At 40.1% G+C, this 18955-nt stretch carries 18 protein-coding genes; 10 read left to right on the top strand and 8 right to left on the bottom strand.

The genetic code is table 11. The features are described from left to right. Window positions 1-92: 92 nt before the first annotated feature. Complete coding sequence (locus GBI16_RS14970) at window positions 93-857, bottom strand: glutathione S-transferase family protein (protein WP_086209320.1); 765 nt, start codon at window positions 855-857, stop codon at window positions 93-95. Between the two features lie 676 nt (window positions 858-1533). On the opposite strand from GBI16_RS14970, the gene ychF reads away from it, so the two are divergent. Beyond that, a complete protein-coding gene (ychF, locus tag GBI16_RS14960) occupies window positions 1534-2625 on the top strand; it encodes a redox-regulated ATPase YchF (RefSeq protein ID WP_151707355.1) in 1092 nt (363 codons plus the stop codon). 190 nt (window positions 2626-2815) lie between these two features. Further along, the gene (locus GBI16_RS14955) at window positions 2816-3172 is read left to right on the top strand and encodes a hypothetical protein (protein ID WP_086209328.1); all 357 of its coding nucleotides are present in this window, start codon (window positions 2816-2818) and stop codon (window positions 3170-3172) included. A gap of 50 nt (window positions 3173-3222) precedes the next feature. On the opposite strand, the gene GBI16_RS14950 is transcribed toward GBI16_RS14955, so the two are convergent. Further along, window positions 3223-3762, bottom strand: a complete 540-nt coding sequence (locus GBI16_RS14950) for a DUF962 domain-containing protein (RefSeq protein WP_086209329.1) — start codon at window positions 3760-3762, stop codon at window positions 3223-3225. Between the two features lie 117 nt (window positions 3763-3879). Between GBI16_RS14950 and GBI16_RS14945 the strand changes: the two genes are divergently transcribed. Further along, window positions 3880-4575, top strand: coding sequence for a Crp/Fnr family transcriptional regulator (locus tag GBI16_RS14945; protein ID WP_086209330.1), 696 nt, complete (start codon window positions 3880-3882; stop codon window positions 4573-4575). A gap of 187 nt (window positions 4576-4762) precedes the next feature. Further along, window positions 4763-5176, top strand: a complete 414-nt coding sequence (locus GBI16_RS14940) for a hypothetical protein (RefSeq protein ID WP_086209594.1) — start codon at window positions 4763-4765, stop codon at window positions 5174-5176. A gap of 53 nt (window positions 5177-5229) precedes the next feature. On the opposite strand, the gene GBI16_RS14935 is transcribed toward GBI16_RS14940, so the two are convergent. Then, window positions 5230-5712 carry a hypothetical protein gene (locus GBI16_RS14935; RefSeq protein WP_086209331.1) on the bottom strand — a complete coding sequence of 161 codons (483 nt, stop codon included), beginning with the start codon at window positions 5710-5712 and terminating at the stop codon, window positions 5230-5232. Window positions 5713-5813: 101 nt separating this feature from the next. Between GBI16_RS14935 and GBI16_RS14930 the strand changes: the two genes are divergently transcribed. The 5 genes from GBI16_RS14930 (at window position 5814) to dapC (ending at window position 12278) form a co-directional block, all read left to right on the top strand. Beyond that, window positions 5814-6566 carry an AzlC family ABC transporter permease gene (locus GBI16_RS14930; protein WP_086209332.1) on the top strand — a complete coding sequence of 251 codons (753 nt, stop codon included), beginning with the start codon at window positions 5814-5816 and terminating at the stop codon, window positions 6564-6566. Continuing rightward, window positions 6563-6910 (top strand): L-valine transporter subunit YgaH, encoded by a 348-nt coding sequence (gene ygaH, locus GBI16_RS14925; RefSeq protein WP_086209333.1) that lies wholly within the window; start codon window positions 6563-6565, stop codon window positions 6908-6910. The genes GBI16_RS14930 and ygaH overlap by 4 nt, the downstream gene beginning before the upstream one ends. Window positions 6911-7174: 264 nt before the next feature. Then, window positions 7175-8389 (top strand): formate-dependent phosphoribosylglycinamide formyltransferase, encoded by a 1215-nt coding sequence (gene purT / locus GBI16_RS14920; RefSeq protein WP_171264453.1) that lies wholly within the window; start codon window positions 7175-7177, stop codon window positions 8387-8389. 28 nt (window positions 8390-8417) lie between these two features. Next, window positions 8418-11084 carry a [protein-PII] uridylyltransferase gene (gene glnD, locus GBI16_RS14915; RefSeq protein ID WP_086209335.1) on the top strand — a complete coding sequence of 889 codons (2667 nt, stop codon included), beginning with the start codon at window positions 8418-8420 and terminating at the stop codon, window positions 11082-11084. A 24-nt stretch (window positions 11085-11108) separates the two neighbouring features. Beyond that, window positions 11109-12278, top strand: coding sequence for a succinyldiaminopimelate transaminase (dapC, locus tag GBI16_RS14910; protein ID WP_086209336.1), 1170 nt, complete (start codon window positions 11109-11111; stop codon window positions 12276-12278). Window positions 12279-12337: 59 nt separating this feature from the next. Here dapC and GBI16_RS14905 read toward each other — a convergent pair whose 3' ends face one another. The 5 genes from GBI16_RS14905 to msrB form a co-directional block, all read right to left on the bottom strand. Beyond that, entirely contained in the window at window positions 12338-14560 is a 2223-nt protein-coding gene (locus tag GBI16_RS14905) for a TonB-dependent siderophore receptor (RefSeq protein ID WP_086209337.1), read from the bottom strand. 165 nt (window positions 14561-14725) lie between these two features. Beyond that, window positions 14726-15346 (bottom strand): LysE family translocator, encoded by a 621-nt coding sequence (locus GBI16_RS14900; protein ID WP_151707354.1) that lies wholly within the window; start codon window positions 15344-15346, stop codon window positions 14726-14728. Window positions 15347-15387: 41 nt separating this feature from the next. Next, window positions 15388-16194 (bottom strand): AraC family transcriptional regulator, encoded by an 807-nt coding sequence (locus tag GBI16_RS14895; protein ID WP_086209339.1) that lies wholly within the window; start codon window positions 16192-16194, stop codon window positions 15388-15390. A 68-nt stretch (window positions 16195-16262) separates the two neighbouring features. Next, window positions 16263-16745: a glutathione peroxidase gene (locus GBI16_RS14890; protein WP_086209340.1), complete on the bottom strand. Its 483-nt coding sequence runs from the start codon at window positions 16743-16745 to the stop codon at window positions 16263-16265. Next, window positions 16742-17161 carry a peptide-methionine (R)-S-oxide reductase MsrB gene (gene msrB / locus GBI16_RS14885; protein ID WP_004693474.1) on the bottom strand — a complete coding sequence of 140 codons (420 nt, stop codon included), beginning with the start codon at window positions 17159-17161 and terminating at the stop codon, window positions 16742-16744. Before msrB ends, GBI16_RS14890 begins: the two co-directional genes overlap by 4 nt. 228 nt (window positions 17162-17389) lie before the next feature. Here msrB and GBI16_RS14880 point away from each other — a divergent pair, with 228 nt between their 5' ends. Then, a complete protein-coding gene (locus GBI16_RS14880) occupies window positions 17390-18820 on the top strand; it encodes a pyridoxal phosphate-dependent aminotransferase (protein WP_086209341.1) in 1431 nt (476 codons plus the stop codon). The last annotated feature ends 135 nt before the right edge of the window (window positions 18821-18955 follow it).

The following is an 18955-nucleotide window of genomic DNA, read 5'->3' as shown; positions in this document are numbered from 1 at the left end:
TTTCTATTCAACACACCACATCATTTTCTTTAAATAGCAGACAAAGGCTTGATGTATAACGTCCGCCTTTGCCTATTTGACTACAGTTGATCCTAAATGCCACGCCAGTCGACTCGGGCATTGCGCTCGGTTTGATAGACTCTTAAAACATACTGCCCCAAAGGTAAATTGCTTAAATAGGTTTTATAGGCACTGAATTCTTCAGATAGGCTATCCTCATGGTCTTTTTCCCAAGGAGTCCCTTTAATTTCCAACACAGGCGCTAACATTGAACACACAGCAATATCCGCCAAACCTAAACGATCTCCCACAAAGTAACGCCCATGATTAGCAATTAACTTTTCATTCAAGACCTCAATTAAACGCTGCATTTCAACTTTCGAGTGCTCAACTTTATCGGCATTGAGTTCATAACCTTTCGACATCAAAGTTTTAATCAGAGGTTTGGTGTATTTTTCAAATTTACGTAAATAGCCCTTTTCGCCCAACATAATTTGTAGCGATTGGTCATTATCGGATAAAGCATGCGCCAGCCCCCAACGGCGAACGTGTAGCCCTAAATCATTGGCTAGAGCATTAACATCTAAAGCCTCTTTACGAAGCTGAGCTTCGCTACGTAACAGTCGATGTTCTGGATAACGCTCATCCAGATATAACGCAATCTCGGTGGTATCTGCGACCCATTTGTCTTGATCACGTAAAATAGGCAATTTATTCTGCCCTGTCTTTAACTGCGCAAACGCCCGATGGACCCCAGGCACTACATTTTGCGCGACAAAATCTAGCTCTTTATGATCGAGCAACCAGCGAGCTTTCTCACAAAAATGAGATAAAGGAAACTGGTATAAAGTTCTCATAAATGCTCCACACTTATTTTTCTATTTTGGCTTTTTAGCAAAGCCATCTATTTCAGTTGGATACTTTAGTCACTGTATTTAAGATTTACAATGTACTTTTTACCCAAAACTGCCCAGCAAATGTTCAACAGCCTTTATCAAATTTATACGTTTTTTTCTCTACAATATCTCAAATATGAATAAGTAAAAATTTAACGACCTTGCTTAGACTACAGCTAAAATACATATTTTATATTTTTCAGATACTTATAATATTCATCAAATGATTAAACTTAGCATATTTTATTTTTAACTTTTTAGCTGCTAAGCAATTCAAAATCCTTCATTTAATCATTCAAACAATCCCAAGTAGCGTATACCCATCAAGATGACCTTGCTGCAGCACGTGGCTGTGGACTTCTGACGGCTTATATTGAACGCCCCTTTGAGTATGGTGCAGCCCAATTGAAAGACTCTAGTCCTTGCATAGACAATGATCTACATGCAACAGATCTGTTAAATCTAGTTTCTTTATTAAAAGAAAAGGCTTAAAAGGCTCGTATATAGGGCTTAAATGAGGACGTTCTACCCGCAACATGATTTACAACTTTGATTCTTCTGCCCTGAGACCTGACTTTGTCATGGCTTTCATGTAAAATCACTGGCAATTTTTATATAACACGTTGTGAGTTATTTCATGGGTTTTAATTGCGGTATTGTCGGCTTGCCGAACGTTGGTAAATCTACACTTTTCAATGCATTGACTAAAGCTGCTATTGCTGCTGAAAACTTCCCATTCTGTACCATTGAACCGAACACAGGCATCGTTCCTGTGCCAGATCCACGTTTAGACAAACTTACCGCAATTGTAAAACCTCAACGCGTAATTCCAACGACTATGGAATTTGTAGATATTGCAGGTTTAGTTGCGGGCGCATCTAAAGGTGAAGGCTTGGGGAACCAATTCCTTGCAAATATTCGTGAAACGGATGCGATTGCTCACGTTGTACGTTGTTTTGAAGATGAAAACGTCATTCACGTTAACGGTAAAATTGACCCGCTTGATGACATCGCAACCATCAACACGGAACTTGCACTTGCTGACTTAGAAACTGTGACAAAAGCTGTAACTCGTTTAGCAAAATCTGCAAAAGGTGGCGACAAAGAAGCACTTGCAACCAAAGCGGTTTTAGAAAAAATTTTACCTTTACTTGATGAAGGCAAACCTGCCCGTGCTGCTGACCTAGACGACGACGAACGTAAATTGGTTCGTGGTTTTGGTTTAATGACTTTAAAACCAACCATGTATATTGCGAACGTTGCAGAAGATGGTTTTGAAAATAATCCGCATTTAGATGCTGTGAAAAAACTTGCAGCTGAAGAAAATGCAATCGTCGTTCCGCTTTGCAACCAAATCGAAGCTGAAATTTCACTACTTGAAGATGAAGACCGTGCTGAGTTCCTTGAAGCTTTAGGTATGGAAGAGCCGGGGCTAAACGTCGTGATTCGTGCAGGCTACGGTCTTTTGGGTTTACAGACTTACTTCACGGCGGGTGTACAAGAAGTTCGTGCTTGGACCGTTAAAGTGGGTGCAACTGCACCACAAGCGGCAGGTGTGATCCACACTGACTTCGAAAAAGGTTTTATCCGTGCTGAATGTGTTGCTTATAATGACTTTGTTCAATACAACGGTGAAGCAGGCGCGAAAGAAGCAGGAAAATGGCGTTTAGAAGGTAAAACCTACATCGTTCAAGACGGTGATGTTCTACACTTCCGCTTTAACGTATAAGCCATTTCGAATATAAAAAAACCCGATACCAATCGGGTTTTTTTATAAGCTTAAACCAAGCTTAAAAACAGCATTAAATAACATATAAACACCTGATCCATTTGGATCTCACACAATATTATAACTTCTATTCTTTTGTATTATCGCTAATTTAATCACAGGCACTAATGCCTTCATTGAACAAACGAAAATGAAAAAGATCAGCACATTTATTGCAGCAGGTTTATTCACCACCCTTAGTGCAACAGCATTTGCATGCCCTCAAGGCACAACACTGTCGGGTGGTACAGGTGTAAATCATAAAGGTGGTAAGTGTGTCCCGACCATGAACATGGCAAAGCATGATCATGGCATGAAACAAGAGAAAGTAGCAAAGCAAGATAAAATGGCTAAACATGATCCAGCCATAAAGCAAGATAAAATGGTGGAACATGATTCAATGAAAGCCAATGACATGACCAATAAATCCCATAAAGATTCTCATGCTCCAAGCCCGAATGCATCCAAAGTTCAGCCAGATACACATAAAGTCTCGAAGACATCTTAAAACAGCATAAAAAAGCCAGTGAAATTCACTGGCTTTTTAAACTGATTTTATTAAGGTGATATCACAGAGACATGCTTATTGTCCATTGTCGCACGTTGTTTACGCGCTGCATCTAGCATCCGTTGCTCGATATCTTTTCTAAAACCAAGCATAAACACCATTTCAGCCAAAACAAATAATGGACCAATGGCGAGGCCAATTACATCGTCCATAAACGCTGGTTTTTTCTTTTCATAAAAATGTCCAACGAACTGAAACACCCAACCCACCACAAAAATACCAATACTTAAACTTAACCAAAGACCCAAATCAAATTGCGCAATTTTATACGCCAATGGATAAGCCATGGCATAGATCACCAGCATGATCAGACCAAAAATTCGATCTAAGCTCAGGTAGTAAACAATACTCGCTAAAATCAAAACCATCGCCAAAGTGATTTCAAAACCACCCACAGCCCAGCCTGCTCTTGCGGTTAAGCACATAATTGAAAACACAATCAGGGGAATACCCACAAAGTGGGTCATAATATTCTTATGATCGAGATGGTAAGCCGCATATTGGCTAAGTAACTGCTCAAGCTTTGACATTTTAATCGTCCTTGTAAAATACTTTTATTCAATATATAAAAAAAACTCGACCTAAGTTGTCGGCTAAGTGACAATTACAAATATGGAAATTTTTAAGATTCATTATAAGGATTGAATGTGCTTAAGGAAGCTGAACTCCACATTTTAAAAAATAACATTTGGTATTCCCAACTACCTATTTTATTTCAAGATTTCATTACACATCACGCCACACAAGTGCATATAGAACGGGATCAGGCCGTATTTCATCATGGCGATGCTTTCGACGGAATCTATGCCGTCCTTCATGGGAAAATCCGCTTAGGCTATATTGATATTGAAGGAAATGAGTCAATTGCGGCAATTGCTGAGCCTATCATGTGGTTTGGAGAAATTTCATTAATTGATCAACAACCTCGCTCCCATCATGCAATTGCTGTTGAAAAAAGTACCATTCTAAAAATTTCCAACACTGCCATTGAAGACTTACTCCACACACATCCGCAATTTTGGTTTCATATTGCGCAGCTTAGTTCGCAAAAGTTACGTCTCGCATTTTTGGAATTGATCGCTATCCAAAGTCAAAATATTAGCCAAAGGTTGGCTCAACGCTTGCTTTTTATTTTGAATGGCTATGGCAACCATGTGCATATTGAAAACCATATGATACACCTTTCTCAAGAACAGCTAGCTCAAATGCTAATGTGTTCAAGGCAAACCATTAACCAAGAATTACATCAACTAGAACAACAAGGGATTTTGAAAATATCGTTTAAAAAAATTGAAATTCTTAATCTTCCAAGACTTCATACGCTAGCACACGCAACAATGTAATTTTGAAAATAAACTTAAGATCTCCTCTCTCCACTCGCATTGTTTGAAAACAATATTTTTTATGATTCATATTCACTTAAGGAGCCAAAATTCATAATTAAACATACAATTTACATATTTCCGTTTACATTAAATATCTTTATATTTCAGTTAGGCGCGAATGCCTATGACATAAAAGATGAATACGATGAAAAAAATCACAACACTTCTCACAGCAGGACTTTTCTCAGTACTAAGCGCATCAGCATTTGCCTGCCCTAAAGGTACAACTTTAACTGGTGGAACAGGCCCAAATCACAAAGGGGGTTCTTGTGTAGCAGTGAATGGCGTAGCTCAAAAAGCAAAAACATCCGAAGTAAAAGCCGAAACTACAAAAATGAAAGATAAAACGACGACTACCAATAAAACAGCCACTGCTAAATCTAAAGGTACTGTGGAAAATGTAAAAACTGCGACAGCAACCAAAGTGAATGCTGAAACCAATACAAAATCAAAAAGCTCTAATCAGGCAAAAGTAAAAAGCGAAACAAAGAATCAAGTGAGCAAAGACGTAAAAAATAAAGATGCAAAAGCTGTTTCAAATAGCACCTTAAAATCGTAATTCATCGTAATCATTTAAAAAAGGCGAAATTATTTTCGCCTTTTTTATTCAAACTAAAAAATATTGTTATTGGCTTTCGTGTTACCTAAATTTGGATGATCAATGGCATCCTTACACTGAACTTTGTCACGCTCATATTCGTGTTGCGCTTTTATGATCTGCCTATCTTTCTCTAAAGTTGCTCGCGCCCAGACATCCAAACTCGTCAACGCCTTTCGGCATAACGCATACTTTCCTTCAGTCACAGAGTCGGTCATTTTGACATTAATACGCCACTCTGTACTGAGCTTACGTGCAGGTTGTCGTACTTTAGTTTCGATTTGATCCAATTGTTTGTGATAGACCAAACTATCGACTTCATTAATAAATGCCCAAGCACGCTGTGCATATTCTGTTGCGTCATTGGTAATTTTTGGCGCAGCCTTAATTTCTACTTTTTGTTCAGGAGCTTGCTCTGACTGTCCACAAGCTTGCAAAAGTAAACTGCTCACAATAATAGCAGCCAGCCCTAAAGTACGTAATTCGAGCTTCAACATGGTTAAACGCCTCAACAAACAATTCGGCACTATGCTAGTGAATTCAGTTACAATACACAATCAATTTTGACCTAGTGATAAAGTCTTCTTCAAGGTGTGTTGTGTCCGAACTTAATCCCACTCCTGCACAAGCTGCTGGCTTTTGGCAAGGGGCTAAGGATAGCCAAGCGATTATCTTTACCTATCTACCTGTTTCTTTTGCCTTTGGTGTATCTGCAACCCAGTTTGGCTTTAGTGCATGGGAGGCTTTATTTTTATCCTGCTCAATGTATGCAGGTGCTAGTCAGTTTTTAGTCGTTGCACTGCTCGGTAGTGGTACATCTATTTGGATGACTGCCCTCACTGTCATTGCCCTAGATATTCGTCACTTACTCTACGGCCCTGCGCTACAGAACCTAATTCAAGATAAACTGAACCTAAAGAAAACTGCTATTTGGTCATGGGGATTAACCGACGAAGTCTTTGCTTCAGGCATGATCAAGTTGTCACAGCGTCGCCAAGAATGGTCTGAGTCTTGGATGCTGGGTTTAAGCCTATTCAGTTGGCTCGCATGGGCGACAGGTTCTTTTCTAGGTGGAATGTTTGCAGACCAAGTCAGCCATTTACCCCAGTTCTTACAAGCCGCTTTAGACTTTTTATTGCCTGCACTTTTTTTAAGTTTTTTATTGGCAGCTTTTGAAAAGAGGCACACTTTCGTGGTCACTGTGACTATTCTGGTATCTGCGATTGCCTGTTACTTTATTGACTTATCTGCTGCCATTTTTATTGGCATCAGTTCAGGTATTTTTGCTGGCTTGTTTAAGCACTATATACTGAAAAAACCAGACCCCGAACATAGTGGAGATCAAACATGAATATCGAAATTATCTTGGTCGGCATTTTAGTGGGTATTGCAAACTTTGCTTCACGCTTTGGGCCATTCTTCGTCATTCAAAAGCTTCAACAAGGTTCACAAAAGCGCGGTGCTTTATGGTTGAAGATTGCATTGGGTTCAATTGGTATTTCAGCAATTAGTTCGATGCTGGTGGTTGCAACTTTGCCACCACTGTTGGATGCACCCAATAAAAGTTTTGCCATGTTAGTCGGCTTCATCGTCTTGGCTGGGCTTTATTTCAAATTTAAGCAAATTGTCCCTGCTACACTGACCGCAGCACTCAGCTACGGCTTGGTATATACCTATATTCCTGTAGTTTTTTAACTATCTGTTCCCCCTAAAACTTAGCTTGACCTAAACTCAATTTACAAAACGGCTAAAAGTATCAATTTTAGAATGCATTTTTCGTGGCATTTTGAATTTGGTTGAGCAATTCTCAGAAATACGATTTTGCTACTTCAAATGCACGTATGTAAACACAATCGCTTTATAAAAAAAATTGTTGGACAATATCATTAATTTATGTGAATGAACCCTGAACACCTTTAAGAGTTCTGCTATTCTAAAAGCCCATAAAATCAAGCATGGATGATTTACATGAGCGTTACTATTGGTACCCCACTTCAGTCTTCAGCATTTAAAGTCCTGCTACTGGGTTCTGGAGAGCTAGGGAAAGAAGTTGTGATTTCTCTACAACGCTTAGGTGTAGAAGTTCATGCTGCTGACCGTTACGATCATGCTCCTGCAATGCAAGTGGCACACTATGCCCACACCTTAAATATGGCAGATGCGACAGCGCTGAAACAACTTATTGAAGACATTAAGCCGAACCTGATTGTTCCTGAAATTGAAGCCATTGCAACCCAAGTATTGGTTGAAATCGAACAAAAAAATATTGCCACAGTCATTCCATCTGCAAAAGCAGTAAACCTCACCATGAACCGTGAAGGCATCCGTCGTTTAGCTGCTGAAGAACTGGGTTTGCCCACTTCTGCTTACCGTTTTGCCAACACCTTAGAGTCGTTCCGTGCAGCATGTGATGACATTGGTTATCCAAACTTTGTTAAACCTGTCATGTCATCTTCTGGTAAAGGTCAATCCCGTGTAAAAGAGTTCGCAGAAGTAGATGCTGCATGGGAATATGCGCAAACAGGTGGTCGTGTAAACCAAGGAACTGTGATTGTAGAATCGCAAATTGATTTTGATTTTGAAATCACTCTATTAACAGTTCGCTCTAAAAACCCTGAAACAGGTGAAATTGAAACGTCGTACTGTGATCCAATTGGTCACCGCCAAGATGCGGGTGATTATGTAGAAAGCTGGCAACCTCAAGCTATGTCACCAGTGGCCCTCGATGAAGCAAAGCGTATTGCCAATAAAGTTACCATCGCATTGGGTGGCTGTGGTATTTTCGGTGTAGAACTCTTTGTCAAAGGCGATAAAGTGTGGTTTAGTGAAGTATCACCACGCCCACATGACACAGGTCTTGTAACGCTTGCTTCTCAGTTCCAAAGTGAATTTGAACTTCATGCGCGTGCGATCTTAGGTTTACCTGTAAATACGGCACGTCATAGTGTTGCAGCCAGTGCCGTAATTTATGCGGGTGTAGATGCAAACAACTTATCTTTTTCTGGCTTAAATCTTGCTTTGGCAAACCCAAATACTGATTTACGCATTTTTGGTAAGCCAGAAGGCTTTACACGTCGCCGTATGGGCGTTGCAACAGCACGTGCTGAAACAACTGACCAAGCACGTGAACTCGCTGCTCAAACAGCAGAACTGGTTAGCGTTCATCAAAACTAAGCGTTGTTAAAATTTACGGATACGGAACATGATCAATACTTCTCCACTGCTTAGCTATGTCAGCAGTAATCACGACATTAAAGCGATCAATCAATGGCGTAGTGATGTCGAAAATCAATTACAAGAGAGTTTTGATCATGGTCAATCCATCCGTGATGTCATTTTAACCCGTTCAAATTTGATTGATGAGGCACTTATTTTCCTTTGGAAACATGCTGAACTCAATCAAACCGATTTGAGCTTATTTGCTGTTGGTGGCTATGGTCGCCGAGAGATGTTGCCTTATTCAGACGTAGACATCATGATCCTGTCTGAAGATGAATTTAGCGAAGAACAAGAAAAGCTCATTTCTGTCTTTATTTCCTCCCTGTGGGATGTCGGCAATTTCAAACCTGGCATTAGTGTACGTACCATTGCCAACTGTGTTGAACAAGCCACAAATGACTTAACTGTTGCCACAGCCCTCATCGAGTCCCGTTTAATTATAGGCAATGAACACTTAGCCAAATGGCCACGACGTATTGTTTCGCAAACATGGACAGATAAAACCTTCTATGATGCAAAAATGGAAGAACAGGCCAAACGCTATGCGCAACACAATTTCACAGAAAGCAATCTAGAACCCGACATAAAAAATGCGCCGGGTGGCATTCGGGACATTAACCAAATTGGTTGGATTGCAAAGCGGCATTTCCGCGTCAATCGCATTTATGACTTGGTGCATTTGGGCTTTATTTCAGAGTTCGAGTTAGGGGTATTAGAAGAAGCCGAAAGCTTCCTCTGGGAAATTCGTCACCACTTACATCGCCTCACCAAACGCGATGAAAACCGCTTATTATTCGACTATCAACGCGATATTGCTGCGAAGTTTGGCTATGTGCGCGAAGAAGGCAAATCCCCGAATTACCCAATTGAGCAATTCATGAAGCGTTATTATCGAAGCGCTCAACAAGTGACCACACTGAATGAAATGCTGTTGGCTTATTTCAACGAGTCGGTCATTACCCCACGCCTACCAAACTACGAACGTAACATTGAAGAAATCAATGAAAATTTTAAACTAGTTGATGGCAAACTTGCTGTTCAACACCATAAGATTTTTTCTGAAAACCCAAGTGCCATCTTAGAAATTTTTTATTTATTGGCAAACCGTCCTGAGATTACGGGTATTCGTGCACGGACTTTACGCCTTCTCACTTTAGCTGCAAAGCACATTGATCAAGAGTTTCGGGATAACCCAACCCATCAAGCCTTGTTTATGGCGATCATTCGCTCACCACATCGCTTATATGAGACGATGGTGGCAATGAAACGTTATGGAGTATTGGGCAACTATATTCCTGCATTTGGGCAGATTATGGGGTTAATGCAATATGACTTGTTCCATATCTACACAGTCGATGCACACACCTTACTACTACTGCGTAACTTAAACCGCTTCAAAGAGCCTGAGTTTGCCAAAGACTTCCCTGTCGTGAGTTCGGTGTTCCAACGTCTAGCACGTCGGGATATTGTCTATTTGGCTGCCATTTTCCATGATATCGCTAAAGGCCGTGGTGGAGACCATAGTGAGCTGGGTGCAACTGATGCGATTGAATTCTGTCGTAATCATGGTTTTACCGAACGCGAATGCAACCTTGTCGCGTGGCTCATCCAAAACCATTTACTCATGTCCGTCACTTCTCAAAAGAAAGATATTTCTGACCCCGATGTGGTTAAAGCTTTTGCTGAGAAAATGGGCGACATGGAACATCTCGACTATCTGTATACGTTAACTGTTTCAGATATCAATGCAACCAATCCTTCGCTTTGGAATACGTGGCGCGCTTCTCTCATGCGTCAGCTCTATACGCATGCACGTGATGTGATTCGCTCAGGTTTAGGCCGTCCTGTGGATTATCAAATGCTCATTGAGGACACCAAGTTTTCTGCCAGTGAACAACTGGTCGAAGAGTTTGCACTGGATGACGTCGAAAAAGTCTGGCAAGAACTGGGAGACGAATATTTCCTCAAAGAATCTGCAGATGAAATTGCTTGGCACACACGTGCTATTTTACAGCATGGTGATAACCCAGAACCGCTGGTTTTGATGCGTGCACAGCGTAAATTTGCTCAGGATGCAGTACAAATCTTTATTTATACTCAAGATCAGCCCAACTTGTTTGCAACAACGGTTGCCATACTTGACCGTATGAATTTGGATGTACAAGATGCGCGTATTATTACCGCAACCAAAGCATTTAGTTTAGACACTTATGTTGTGCTTGACCGCTTTGGCACCCTACTGACTGACCCAGAACGTGAAGCCAAAGTACTGTCTGCTTTAAAAGATGCCTTAGTCAATTCAGATAAATATCCTGGTCTCATGCAACGCCGCATCCCACGTCAGCTGCGCCATTTTGACATTGAAAACACCGTTGATATTACGCTGAATGAAGCACTGCAACAAAACATGGTCGAAATTGCAACACTTGACCATCCCGGCCTACTTGCCAAAGTGGGCGGGTTGTTTATGATGCAAGGTCTAGATATTCACTCTGCTAAAATTGCCACTCTAGGTGAACGTGCCGAAGATATTTTCTTTGTCACTAAAAAAGATGGTCAACCCATGACTGAAGCTGAAGCTGAGACTTTTGCTGCTCAACTAAAATCTGCCTTAGATGAAGCGTCTAGTCAGGTCTGTGGTCAACATTAACAATACACACTGGTATTTTGTTTCATGAACTCGAGTTTATCCCTTTTACATCCTTATCCTTTTGAAAAGTTAAATAAACTATTTCAGGATATTACTCCCGCAGACTTACCCCTCATTCCACTCTCGATTGGTGAGCCTAAGCATCCTGCGCCAGAGTTTGTGAAACAAGCCATTATTGATAATTTTCAACATTTATCGACCTATCCAAACAGTAAAGGTCTGCCAGAATTACGTACCAGTATTGCAAACTGGTTGACCCGTCGTTTTCAACTCAATCAAATTAGTGCAGAGAACAACATCCTGCCTGTTTCTGGTACCCGTGAAGCAATCTTCTCTTTTGTTCAAGCCTTGGTGAACCGCGAAGATGTACCTTATGTGGTGATGCCTAACCCGTTCTACCAAATTTATGAAGGTGCTACCTTACTTGCTGGAGCAAAACCATATTTTGTAAATTGTACTGAAGAAAATGGTTATCTCGGTGACTTTGATGCTGTACCTGCTGAGGTCTGGGAAAAAACTGCCTTACTGTTTGTTTGTACGCCAGGTAACCCAACAGGTGCGGTACTCTCAAAAGAGCAGTTTAAAAAATTAATCGCACTTTCAGACCAATATGGTTTTGTCATTGCATCGGATGAGTGCTATTCAGAACTTTGGTTTGATACTGCGCCTGTGGGTCTACTCGAAGTTTGTGCTGAAATAGGCCGAAATGACTACAAAAACTGTGTTGTATTCCACTCATTGTCTAAACGCTCAAACTTACCGGGTATGCGCTCTGGCTTTGTCGCAGGTGATGCAACATTACTCAAACCTTATTTACAATACCGTACCTATCATGGTGCAGCGATGCCTGTACAACACCAGTTGGCTTCGATTGCGGCTTGGGATGATGAAACACATGTTGAAGAAAACCGTGTACAATATCGTGCAAAATTTGACTTATTTCAAAACGAATTAGGCCACTTACTCCCTCTACAAAAACCAGATGCAGGCTTTTACTACTGGTTAAAAGTAGATAATGATGAAGCTTTTGCAAAAATGCTGATGGAGAAAGCACATGTCAAAGTACTTCCAGGGCGTTACTTGTCACGCAATACTGAGCAAGGCAACCCAGGCGAAAACCATGTGCGTCTTGCTCTAGTCGCCGACCTTGCACAGTGTGAGCAAGTCATTTCGCGCTTAAAAGCAATTTTATAAATAAGTTCATCTAAAAAAGAAAACCTCCTGTAGCGGAGGTTTTCTTTTTTTTTCTTCGATTAAAAATCAAATGATGCACTAAGCATGAATGTACGAGGTAAACCAGCAACCAAGTAACCATTATTGGTATTGCTTGTACTGTTGATATTGTCATACAGACCAACGGAACTCCAATAATCTTGATCAAATACATTATTCACAAGGAAGTTAAATGTAGTTGGGGTTTGCCCCAACTGAGTTTTATAGCTTGCACCCAGATCAAGCGTAGTCCAATCATTAACCTTCAAGTTATTGTCCAGACTAGCATAGGTGGAACCCGTGTAAGTCAATTGAGCGTTCAAAGAAATATCTTGCGGAAGGGGCAACTTCCAATTTGCACCAAGATTTGCCTGAAACTCAGGAACACCTACTTCATAATTTCCATCATAGGTCGTCGAACCAGTTTCTTCTTGCTTTGCATGCATCCACGTCACCCCACCTAAAACAGTTAAGGAGTCAGTAAGCTTGCCATAACTACTTAACTCTAGACCACGATGGACATATTCACCAGCATCACTGAATACACCATTTTGCATGACGCCACGCTGTTTATTAATATCAAATAAACTTAGTGTCACCCCAAGATCGTCATTTTCATATTTAGCTCCAATTTCTTTTTGCTCTGCTACAAAAGGTTTGAGTGACGTTGTGACACCACCACTTGTATTCGTTAGCCCTTTCGCTAAAGACTCAATGTAATTAGCATACACCGAAATTTCAGGTGTGATTTTATAGGTTATCCCGAGTGCTGGTGTCCATTTACTCTCGTCATACGTGCCTGTTTTCACTTGAGAATAGTTATATGTATCTTGAAGAATTTGCTGATAACGCGCACCCAGCATAATGACTAAGGTATCATCCAATGCTGTCAAATTATCACCAATTGCAACACTTCTTAGACGTGTACGTGTAGTTAATTTCGGACTATCCATATTTCCACCTGAGAATGCTGGAGATAGAGCAGCAGGTTGGTCGTATTGAATAGGTTGATAAATATTAGAATTCAACGGATTCCCCGAATCCATTAAATAAGCATTTCTGGTATTCAGTTGAAATACTGAACCAGAAACAACCACATTATGCTTGATCGAACCCGTATCAAACTTCCCACGTAGCCCGACTTCGCCCGTATTAACCATGTCAACACGGGCATTATCAAAACGGTAAAGCGTACTTGCTCCTGTAGAAGCATTTCTCAAAGTGTAATTTGCTAATGAATTTTGCTCTTCACCATGACGGAATCCATAAGCCATGTAAGTAGTAATCGCGTCATTGAAATCGTATTCAGCACGGTAACTTCCAAAAATATTTTCTTCATTTGAATAAGACCATTTTTGAGCATAATTACTCGAACTATCTATAGCTTTTGGTACTGATGTTAATCCAGCAGCTAATGTTACATTTGGTCGCGTTGCATTTAAACGATTATTGCTATACCCCATATCACCAGAAAGACGTAAGCGCTCACCATTGTAATCTAATCCAATTGCAGCAAGTCCAAGCGATTTCTTTTCATCATCAACGGATGTATTTCCATCATGATAGGCGGTATTTACTCGCACCCCAAACTGCTGATTTTCACCAAAACGTCGCGAAATATCATTCGAAAGATAACCGCCATTAAAATCTGTACCGACAGTCACGCGATTTAACGGGTCATTTCCTGCTCGCTTCGGTAAGAGATTTATTGCTCCACCAATCCCGCCATTGCTCGGCATAGCCCCATTTAAGAATGAAGATGCACCTTTTAATACTTCTACACGCTCAAAGAGTTCTGTTGGAATATACTGGCGAGGTAAAATTGAGTATAAACCATTATAAGCGGTGTCATCTGATCCTAAGTTAAAACCACGGATGTAGTAATTTTCCTGAAAGTTGCCATACCCCCGCCCTACACGCACGCTAGGATCTGCTTTAAGTACATCACCTACACTTTTCGCTTGACGTTCTTGGATATATTGATTGGTATAGCTGGTCAAATTAAATGGTGTATCAAGATTCTTTTGATTCCCAAAAATCCCGACTCGACCACCAGTTGCTACTTGTCCACCAGCGAAAGCTTCCATTAAACCATTTGCAGAAGCATCAGCACTTGCAACAATTCGAATTGTTTCTAAAGCTGTGACATTGCTCGCTTGAGATGATGAGTCAGATTCAATGACCACTTGAGTTTCAGCAGCATGTGAAATGCTGTACCCAGATACACATGCCATCATTAACACTAATGGTTTTAGCTTAACCATTTCCCACCCTCTTTCATCAATCTAAAATTCGAACCTGATAGTAAATGAGAATTAGTCTTAATCAAAACTATTTGATTCTTATTTGGATAGTAAATTCAAATGAGAATTAATTACTTCATTGTTATAAGTTATATAAATCAACAAACTCTAGACATTATTAAGCTTTTAGATTAGCCCATCTATAAACAAAATTATGGCAAAAATGGCAAAACAGAGACCTGATACCTTATAAAGCCAGCCCAGTTGCCTTGTTAAATATTGATTCCAATGATTTAGGCTAAAAAGTTTCAACAACAGTAAATTCCAAATCAATACTATCCCCACCATCCACAGACTAATGCAAAGTAATTGAACTACATTAAATTTCGAATAAACCAAAAGAATCAGACTACTATAGAACAGCATATTCTTTGGGTTCAAAAGACTAGACTGTAACCCCCTGACAAAACAAGCGCCTCTCGCTTGTGGGGATGGCTGTATATTTTCATCTATTTTGATTTTTTCTTTCTGCACATAAACTAAACACTGCCACGCCAAATACGTTAGATAAACAATGCCTAATCCACGCAATAGCATCAACACATAGGGTTGGATGTAACCAAGCCAGCACAATAAAATAAAAATCAATATTAGAATTAAGGCATTACCCGTCACGATACCCAAAACGGTATATCGTGCCATTTTTCGACCACTCTTCAGAAAAGTTAGCAAAATCAGGAAAAAATCTGGACCCGGAGAAAGCAAAGCAACAAAATGTGTCACAGCAATAATAATGAAAAGTTCCATCACATAACTCAATAAAAAATCGAGTTAATCCTAACGATTACTTAAAATGGACTCTTGGATAAAATTGCGCGATGTTGCTTCTGATAAAATTTCGGTGTTGTCCCTGTCAAAGCTTTGAAAACGCGCTGAAAATGACTTTGATCACTAAAACCTAGCGCATAACTTAATTGCGCAATGTCCATACCTTGCTTCAAGAATGAGCGTGCTTGATTTATTTTATAATTGAGCTGATAAGCATGTGGCGTCATACCTAACGATGCTTTGAAAAGCCGAATAATGGCATAGCGACTTAATTGTATTGCTTTTGACATTTCTTCTAAAGATAAAAACGCTTCTTCTTGCTGGATCATCGTCAAAAGATAACTCAATTCTTCTTGTGCATAGGAACTAACTACAATTTGCTCAAGTGCAATTTGAGGTAATAACAACTCAGCGAGCGTCGTAATTAAAGTCTGTTCTTTTTCCCAATAGGACAATCTAGGGCTAAATAGCTGATTGTTCAACCGACTGAAATCTTGATACATGTTGGCATCTTTATAGATTTTCGGTTTAAATTTAGGTATTCCTAAATAATCTTGCTCTGTTTCATATAGAAGTTGTTTCAGCCAAGATGCATCTAAATGCATCATTTGATAACTCCATGCTTGTCCTTCCACTGGATTACAAGCATGCTCCACATGTTCTGGAATCAAGACCAACGTACCCACTTCTATAGCTTGTGTTCCCGCAAAGGCACTACTAAATATACTTCGCCCCTCATCTACAGCCCCAATCGAAAAAGTGGAATGGCTATGCGACTTATAACAGGCACGACTTTCACATGCCCTACGTGTTTCCACATAAGGCATGCATGAATCACTCCAAAACTCTACACCATCAGGCTGAAACTGACTATTCACAACCAGTCCAAAAAAATTTAAGCTTGCAGTGCTTTTTCAATATCATCTTGAATTGCTTCAGGTTTAGTGGTTGGTGCATAACGATTGATCACTTTGCCATCTTTTCCAATTAAGAACTTGGTAAAATTCCATTTAATCCCACTACCTAAAATACCTTTACTATTATTAGTTAAATAACGAAAGATGGCGTGAGCCTCAGGGCCTTTCACATCGACTTTGGAAAACATAGGGAAACTAACTCCATAGTTCTTTTGACAGTATGCGCCTATTTGCTCATTACTTCCCGGATCTTGCCCCCCAAATTGGTTACAAGGAAAGCCCAAAACTTCAAAACCTTGTGCCTTGTATTGTTCATATATTTTTTCTAAACCTGCAAATTGTGGAGTAAAGCCACATTTACTGGCTGTATTAACTATGAGCAGGACTTTGCCTTCATAGTCAGCAAAAGATTTATTTTTCCCATCTAACAATTCCGCTTCAAACTGATAAATGTTTGTCATGGATAAGTATCCTCATCACTTTTTTCTTGTGTTTCTAGTTCTAATGAAGCCGAGTTTACACAGTAACGTAAACCTGTAGGCTCAGGTCCATCTGTAAAAACATGGCCTAAATGAGCATCACAGTGATGACATACAATCTCAGTACGCACCATGCCATGTGAAGTATCCTGATGCTCTTCTATAACAGCTGTATTTACGGGCTTATAAAAACTTGGCCATCCGCAACCGCTGTCATATTTATTTTCAGAAATAAATAAAGGTGTCCCACAGCAGCGACATACGTAAGTCCCTGCTTGTTTAGTATTCCAATATTTACCTGTAAAAGCTGGCTCCGTCCCCTTTTGTCGCGTAATGCGAAATTCCTCTGGTGATAACTCTCTTTGCCATTCTCGGTCTGTTTTACTGAGCTTTCCCATGATTAGGTCCCTTTCTATCTTGCTATTTAAAATAGGATAATCCCATATTTACGTGATTCATCTTAAAATTTCTAGTGTTTAATTCACAATTTACAAAAGACCTATAATCCCAATAAAAGCAAAAAGTAAGCAAATTTAAAAACATGGTGAGCAATTTTATTTCTTAAATGCTTTTTTGGAAGCAATTTTAATGTTACTCTTATAGGCATTCTTGCTTAGGATTAAAAAATGTCGCAAAAAAAGAGCGTTATTTTTAAACATCTACTGCCTGTGATTAAACAATATCAACAGGTAGGATTTACGCATGAAAAAATTGTTGCTTTACTTAGAGATGAACATCATCTAGACCTAGTAACAACAGAAACATTTAAAAGTTATTTATATCGTTATGCAAAAGTGACCTCCACTCTTTCCGAGAACATCAAAATGCCGAACACTCTCCAAACCCCACGCGAAATAAAAAAATCGTCTAAGCTTGAGCATGTATGCTACGACATTCGTGGACCAGTGTTACGAGCGGCCAATGAAATGGAAGAAGCTGGTCATAAAATTATCAAACTCAATATTGGCAACCCTGCACCGTTTGGCTTTGAAGCACCTCAAGAAATTATTAACGATGTGGCTTTAAACCTGCCAAATGCAGTAGGTTATACCGACTCAAAAGGGATTTTCCCTGCGCGTAAAGCCATCTGTCAGTACTATCAACAAAAAGGCATTTTAGATATGCACGTTAATGACGTGTATATCGGCAATGGTGTCTCTGAATTGATCGTGATGGCAATGCAAGGCTTGTTAGATGATGGTGACGAGATGCTCGTCCCGATGCCAGATTATCCGCTTTGGACGGCTGCTGTGAATTTATCAGGCGGTACAGCGATTCACTATAAATGTGATGAAGAAAACTTCTGGTATCCCGATATTATAGATATGGAGAGTAAAATCACACCACGCACCCGTGGTATCGTGATTATTAATCCAAACAATCCAACAGGTGCAGTTTATCCACGTCATGTGCTTGAGCAAATCGTTGCATTAGCTAAAAAGCATGATTTAATTTTGTTTGCAGATGAAATTTACGACAAAATCGTTTATGACGGTATTGAGCATGTTTCTGTAGCAGCGTTAGCGGGTGACCAACTCTGTATTTCATTCAATGGTTTATCTAAAGCATACCGTATTGCGGGTTACCGCTCAGGCTGGATGGCAATCACAGGTGATAAGTCTCGTGCGGTCGACTATATTGAAGGTTTAGACATGCTCGCTTCTATGCGCTTGTGTGCCAACCACCAAGCACAGTATGCGATCCAAACAGCTTTAGGCGGTTACCAATCAATCAATGATTTAATTCGCCCAGGCGGTCGTTTGTACGAACAGCGTAATATTGCTTGGCAAATGTTGAATGACATTCCTGGCGTATCTTGTGTTAAACCTGAAGGCGCGATGTATTGCTTCCCGAAATTGGACCCAGAAATCTATCCAGTTCAAGATGATGAAAAACTGATGCTTGATCTACTTCGTGCGGAAAAAGTACTTCTGGTTCAAGGCACAGGCTTTAACTGGCCTACACCAGATCATTTCCGTGTGGTATTCCTCCCTGCTGAAAATGAACTACGTGAAGCCATTACCCGTGTAGGTCGTTTCCTTGCGAAAATGCGTTAATTGATCACTCTTAGATTAGCATTTGAAGTGCAACACCATGTTGTTGCCATAATACCTGACTCGGACTTTTAAAGCTGAGTCTTTTTCTTGGGCGATGATTCAAACGTTGAGTGATTTCTGAGATATATTCATCCG

The sequence above is a fragment of the Acinetobacter sp. TUM15064 genome, from assembly GCF_008980265.1.
Lineage (GTDB): Bacteria > Pseudomonadota > Gammaproteobacteria > Pseudomonadales > Moraxellaceae > Acinetobacter.
The sequence above is the reverse complement of the archived record's forward strand: the minus strand, read 5'-3'. Positions and strand labels throughout refer to the sequence as shown.

Excerpts from the sequence above, each read along its gene's own strand:
- GBI16_RS14970 (WP_086209320.1), bottom strand. The coding sequence starts at position 857 with ATGAGAACTTTATACCAGTTTCCTTTATCTCATTTTTGTGAGAAAGCT.
- ychF (WP_151707355.1), top strand. The coding sequence starts at position 1,534 with ATGGGTTTTAATTGCGGTATTGTCGGCTTGCCGAACGTTGGTAAATCT.
- GBI16_RS14955 (WP_086209328.1), top strand. The coding sequence starts at position 2,816 with ATGAAAAAGATCAGCACATTTATTGCAGCAGGTTTATTCACCACCCTT.
- GBI16_RS14950 (WP_086209329.1), bottom strand. The coding sequence starts at position 3,762 with ATGTCAAAGCTTGAGCAGTTACTTAGCCAATATGCGGCTTACCATCTC.
- GBI16_RS14940 (WP_086209594.1), top strand. The coding sequence starts at position 4,763 with ATGAAAAAAATCACAACACTTCTCACAGCAGGACTTTTCTCAGTACTA.
- GBI16_RS14935 (WP_086209331.1), bottom strand. The coding sequence starts at position 5,712 with ATGTTGAAGCTCGAATTACGTACTTTAGGGCTGGCTGCTATTATTGTG.
- ygaH (WP_086209333.1), top strand. The coding sequence starts at position 6,563 with ATGAATATCGAAATTATCTTGGTCGGCATTTTAGTGGGTATTGCAAAC.
- purT (WP_171264453.1), top strand. The coding sequence starts at position 7,175 with ATGATTTACATGAGCGTTACTATTGGTACCCCACTTCAGTCTTCAGCA.
- glnD (WP_086209335.1), top strand. The coding sequence starts at position 8,418 with ATGATCAATACTTCTCCACTGCTTAGCTATGTCAGCAGTAATCACGAC.
- dapC (WP_086209336.1), top strand. The coding sequence starts at position 11,109 with ATGAACTCGAGTTTATCCCTTTTACATCCTTATCCTTTTGAAAAGTTA.
- GBI16_RS14905 (WP_086209337.1), bottom strand. The coding sequence starts at position 14,560 with ATGGTTAAGCTAAAACCATTAGTGTTAATGATGGCATGTGTATCTGGG.
- GBI16_RS14900 (WP_151707354.1), bottom strand. The coding sequence starts at position 15,346 with ATGGAACTTTTCATTATTATTGCTGTGACACATTTTGTTGCTTTGCTT.
- GBI16_RS14895 (WP_086209339.1), bottom strand. The coding sequence starts at position 16,194 with ATGCCTTATGTGGAAACACGTAGGGCATGTGAAAGTCGTGCCTGTTAT.
- GBI16_RS14890 (WP_086209340.1), bottom strand. The coding sequence starts at position 16,745 with ATGACAAACATTTATCAGTTTGAAGCGGAATTGTTAGATGGGAAAAAT.
- msrB (WP_004693474.1), bottom strand. The coding sequence starts at position 17,161 with ATGGGAAAGCTCAGTAAAACAGACCGAGAATGGCAAAGAGAGTTATCA.
- GBI16_RS14880 (WP_086209341.1), top strand. The coding sequence starts at position 17,390 with ATGTCGCAAAAAAAGAGCGTTATTTTTAAACATCTACTGCCTGTGATT.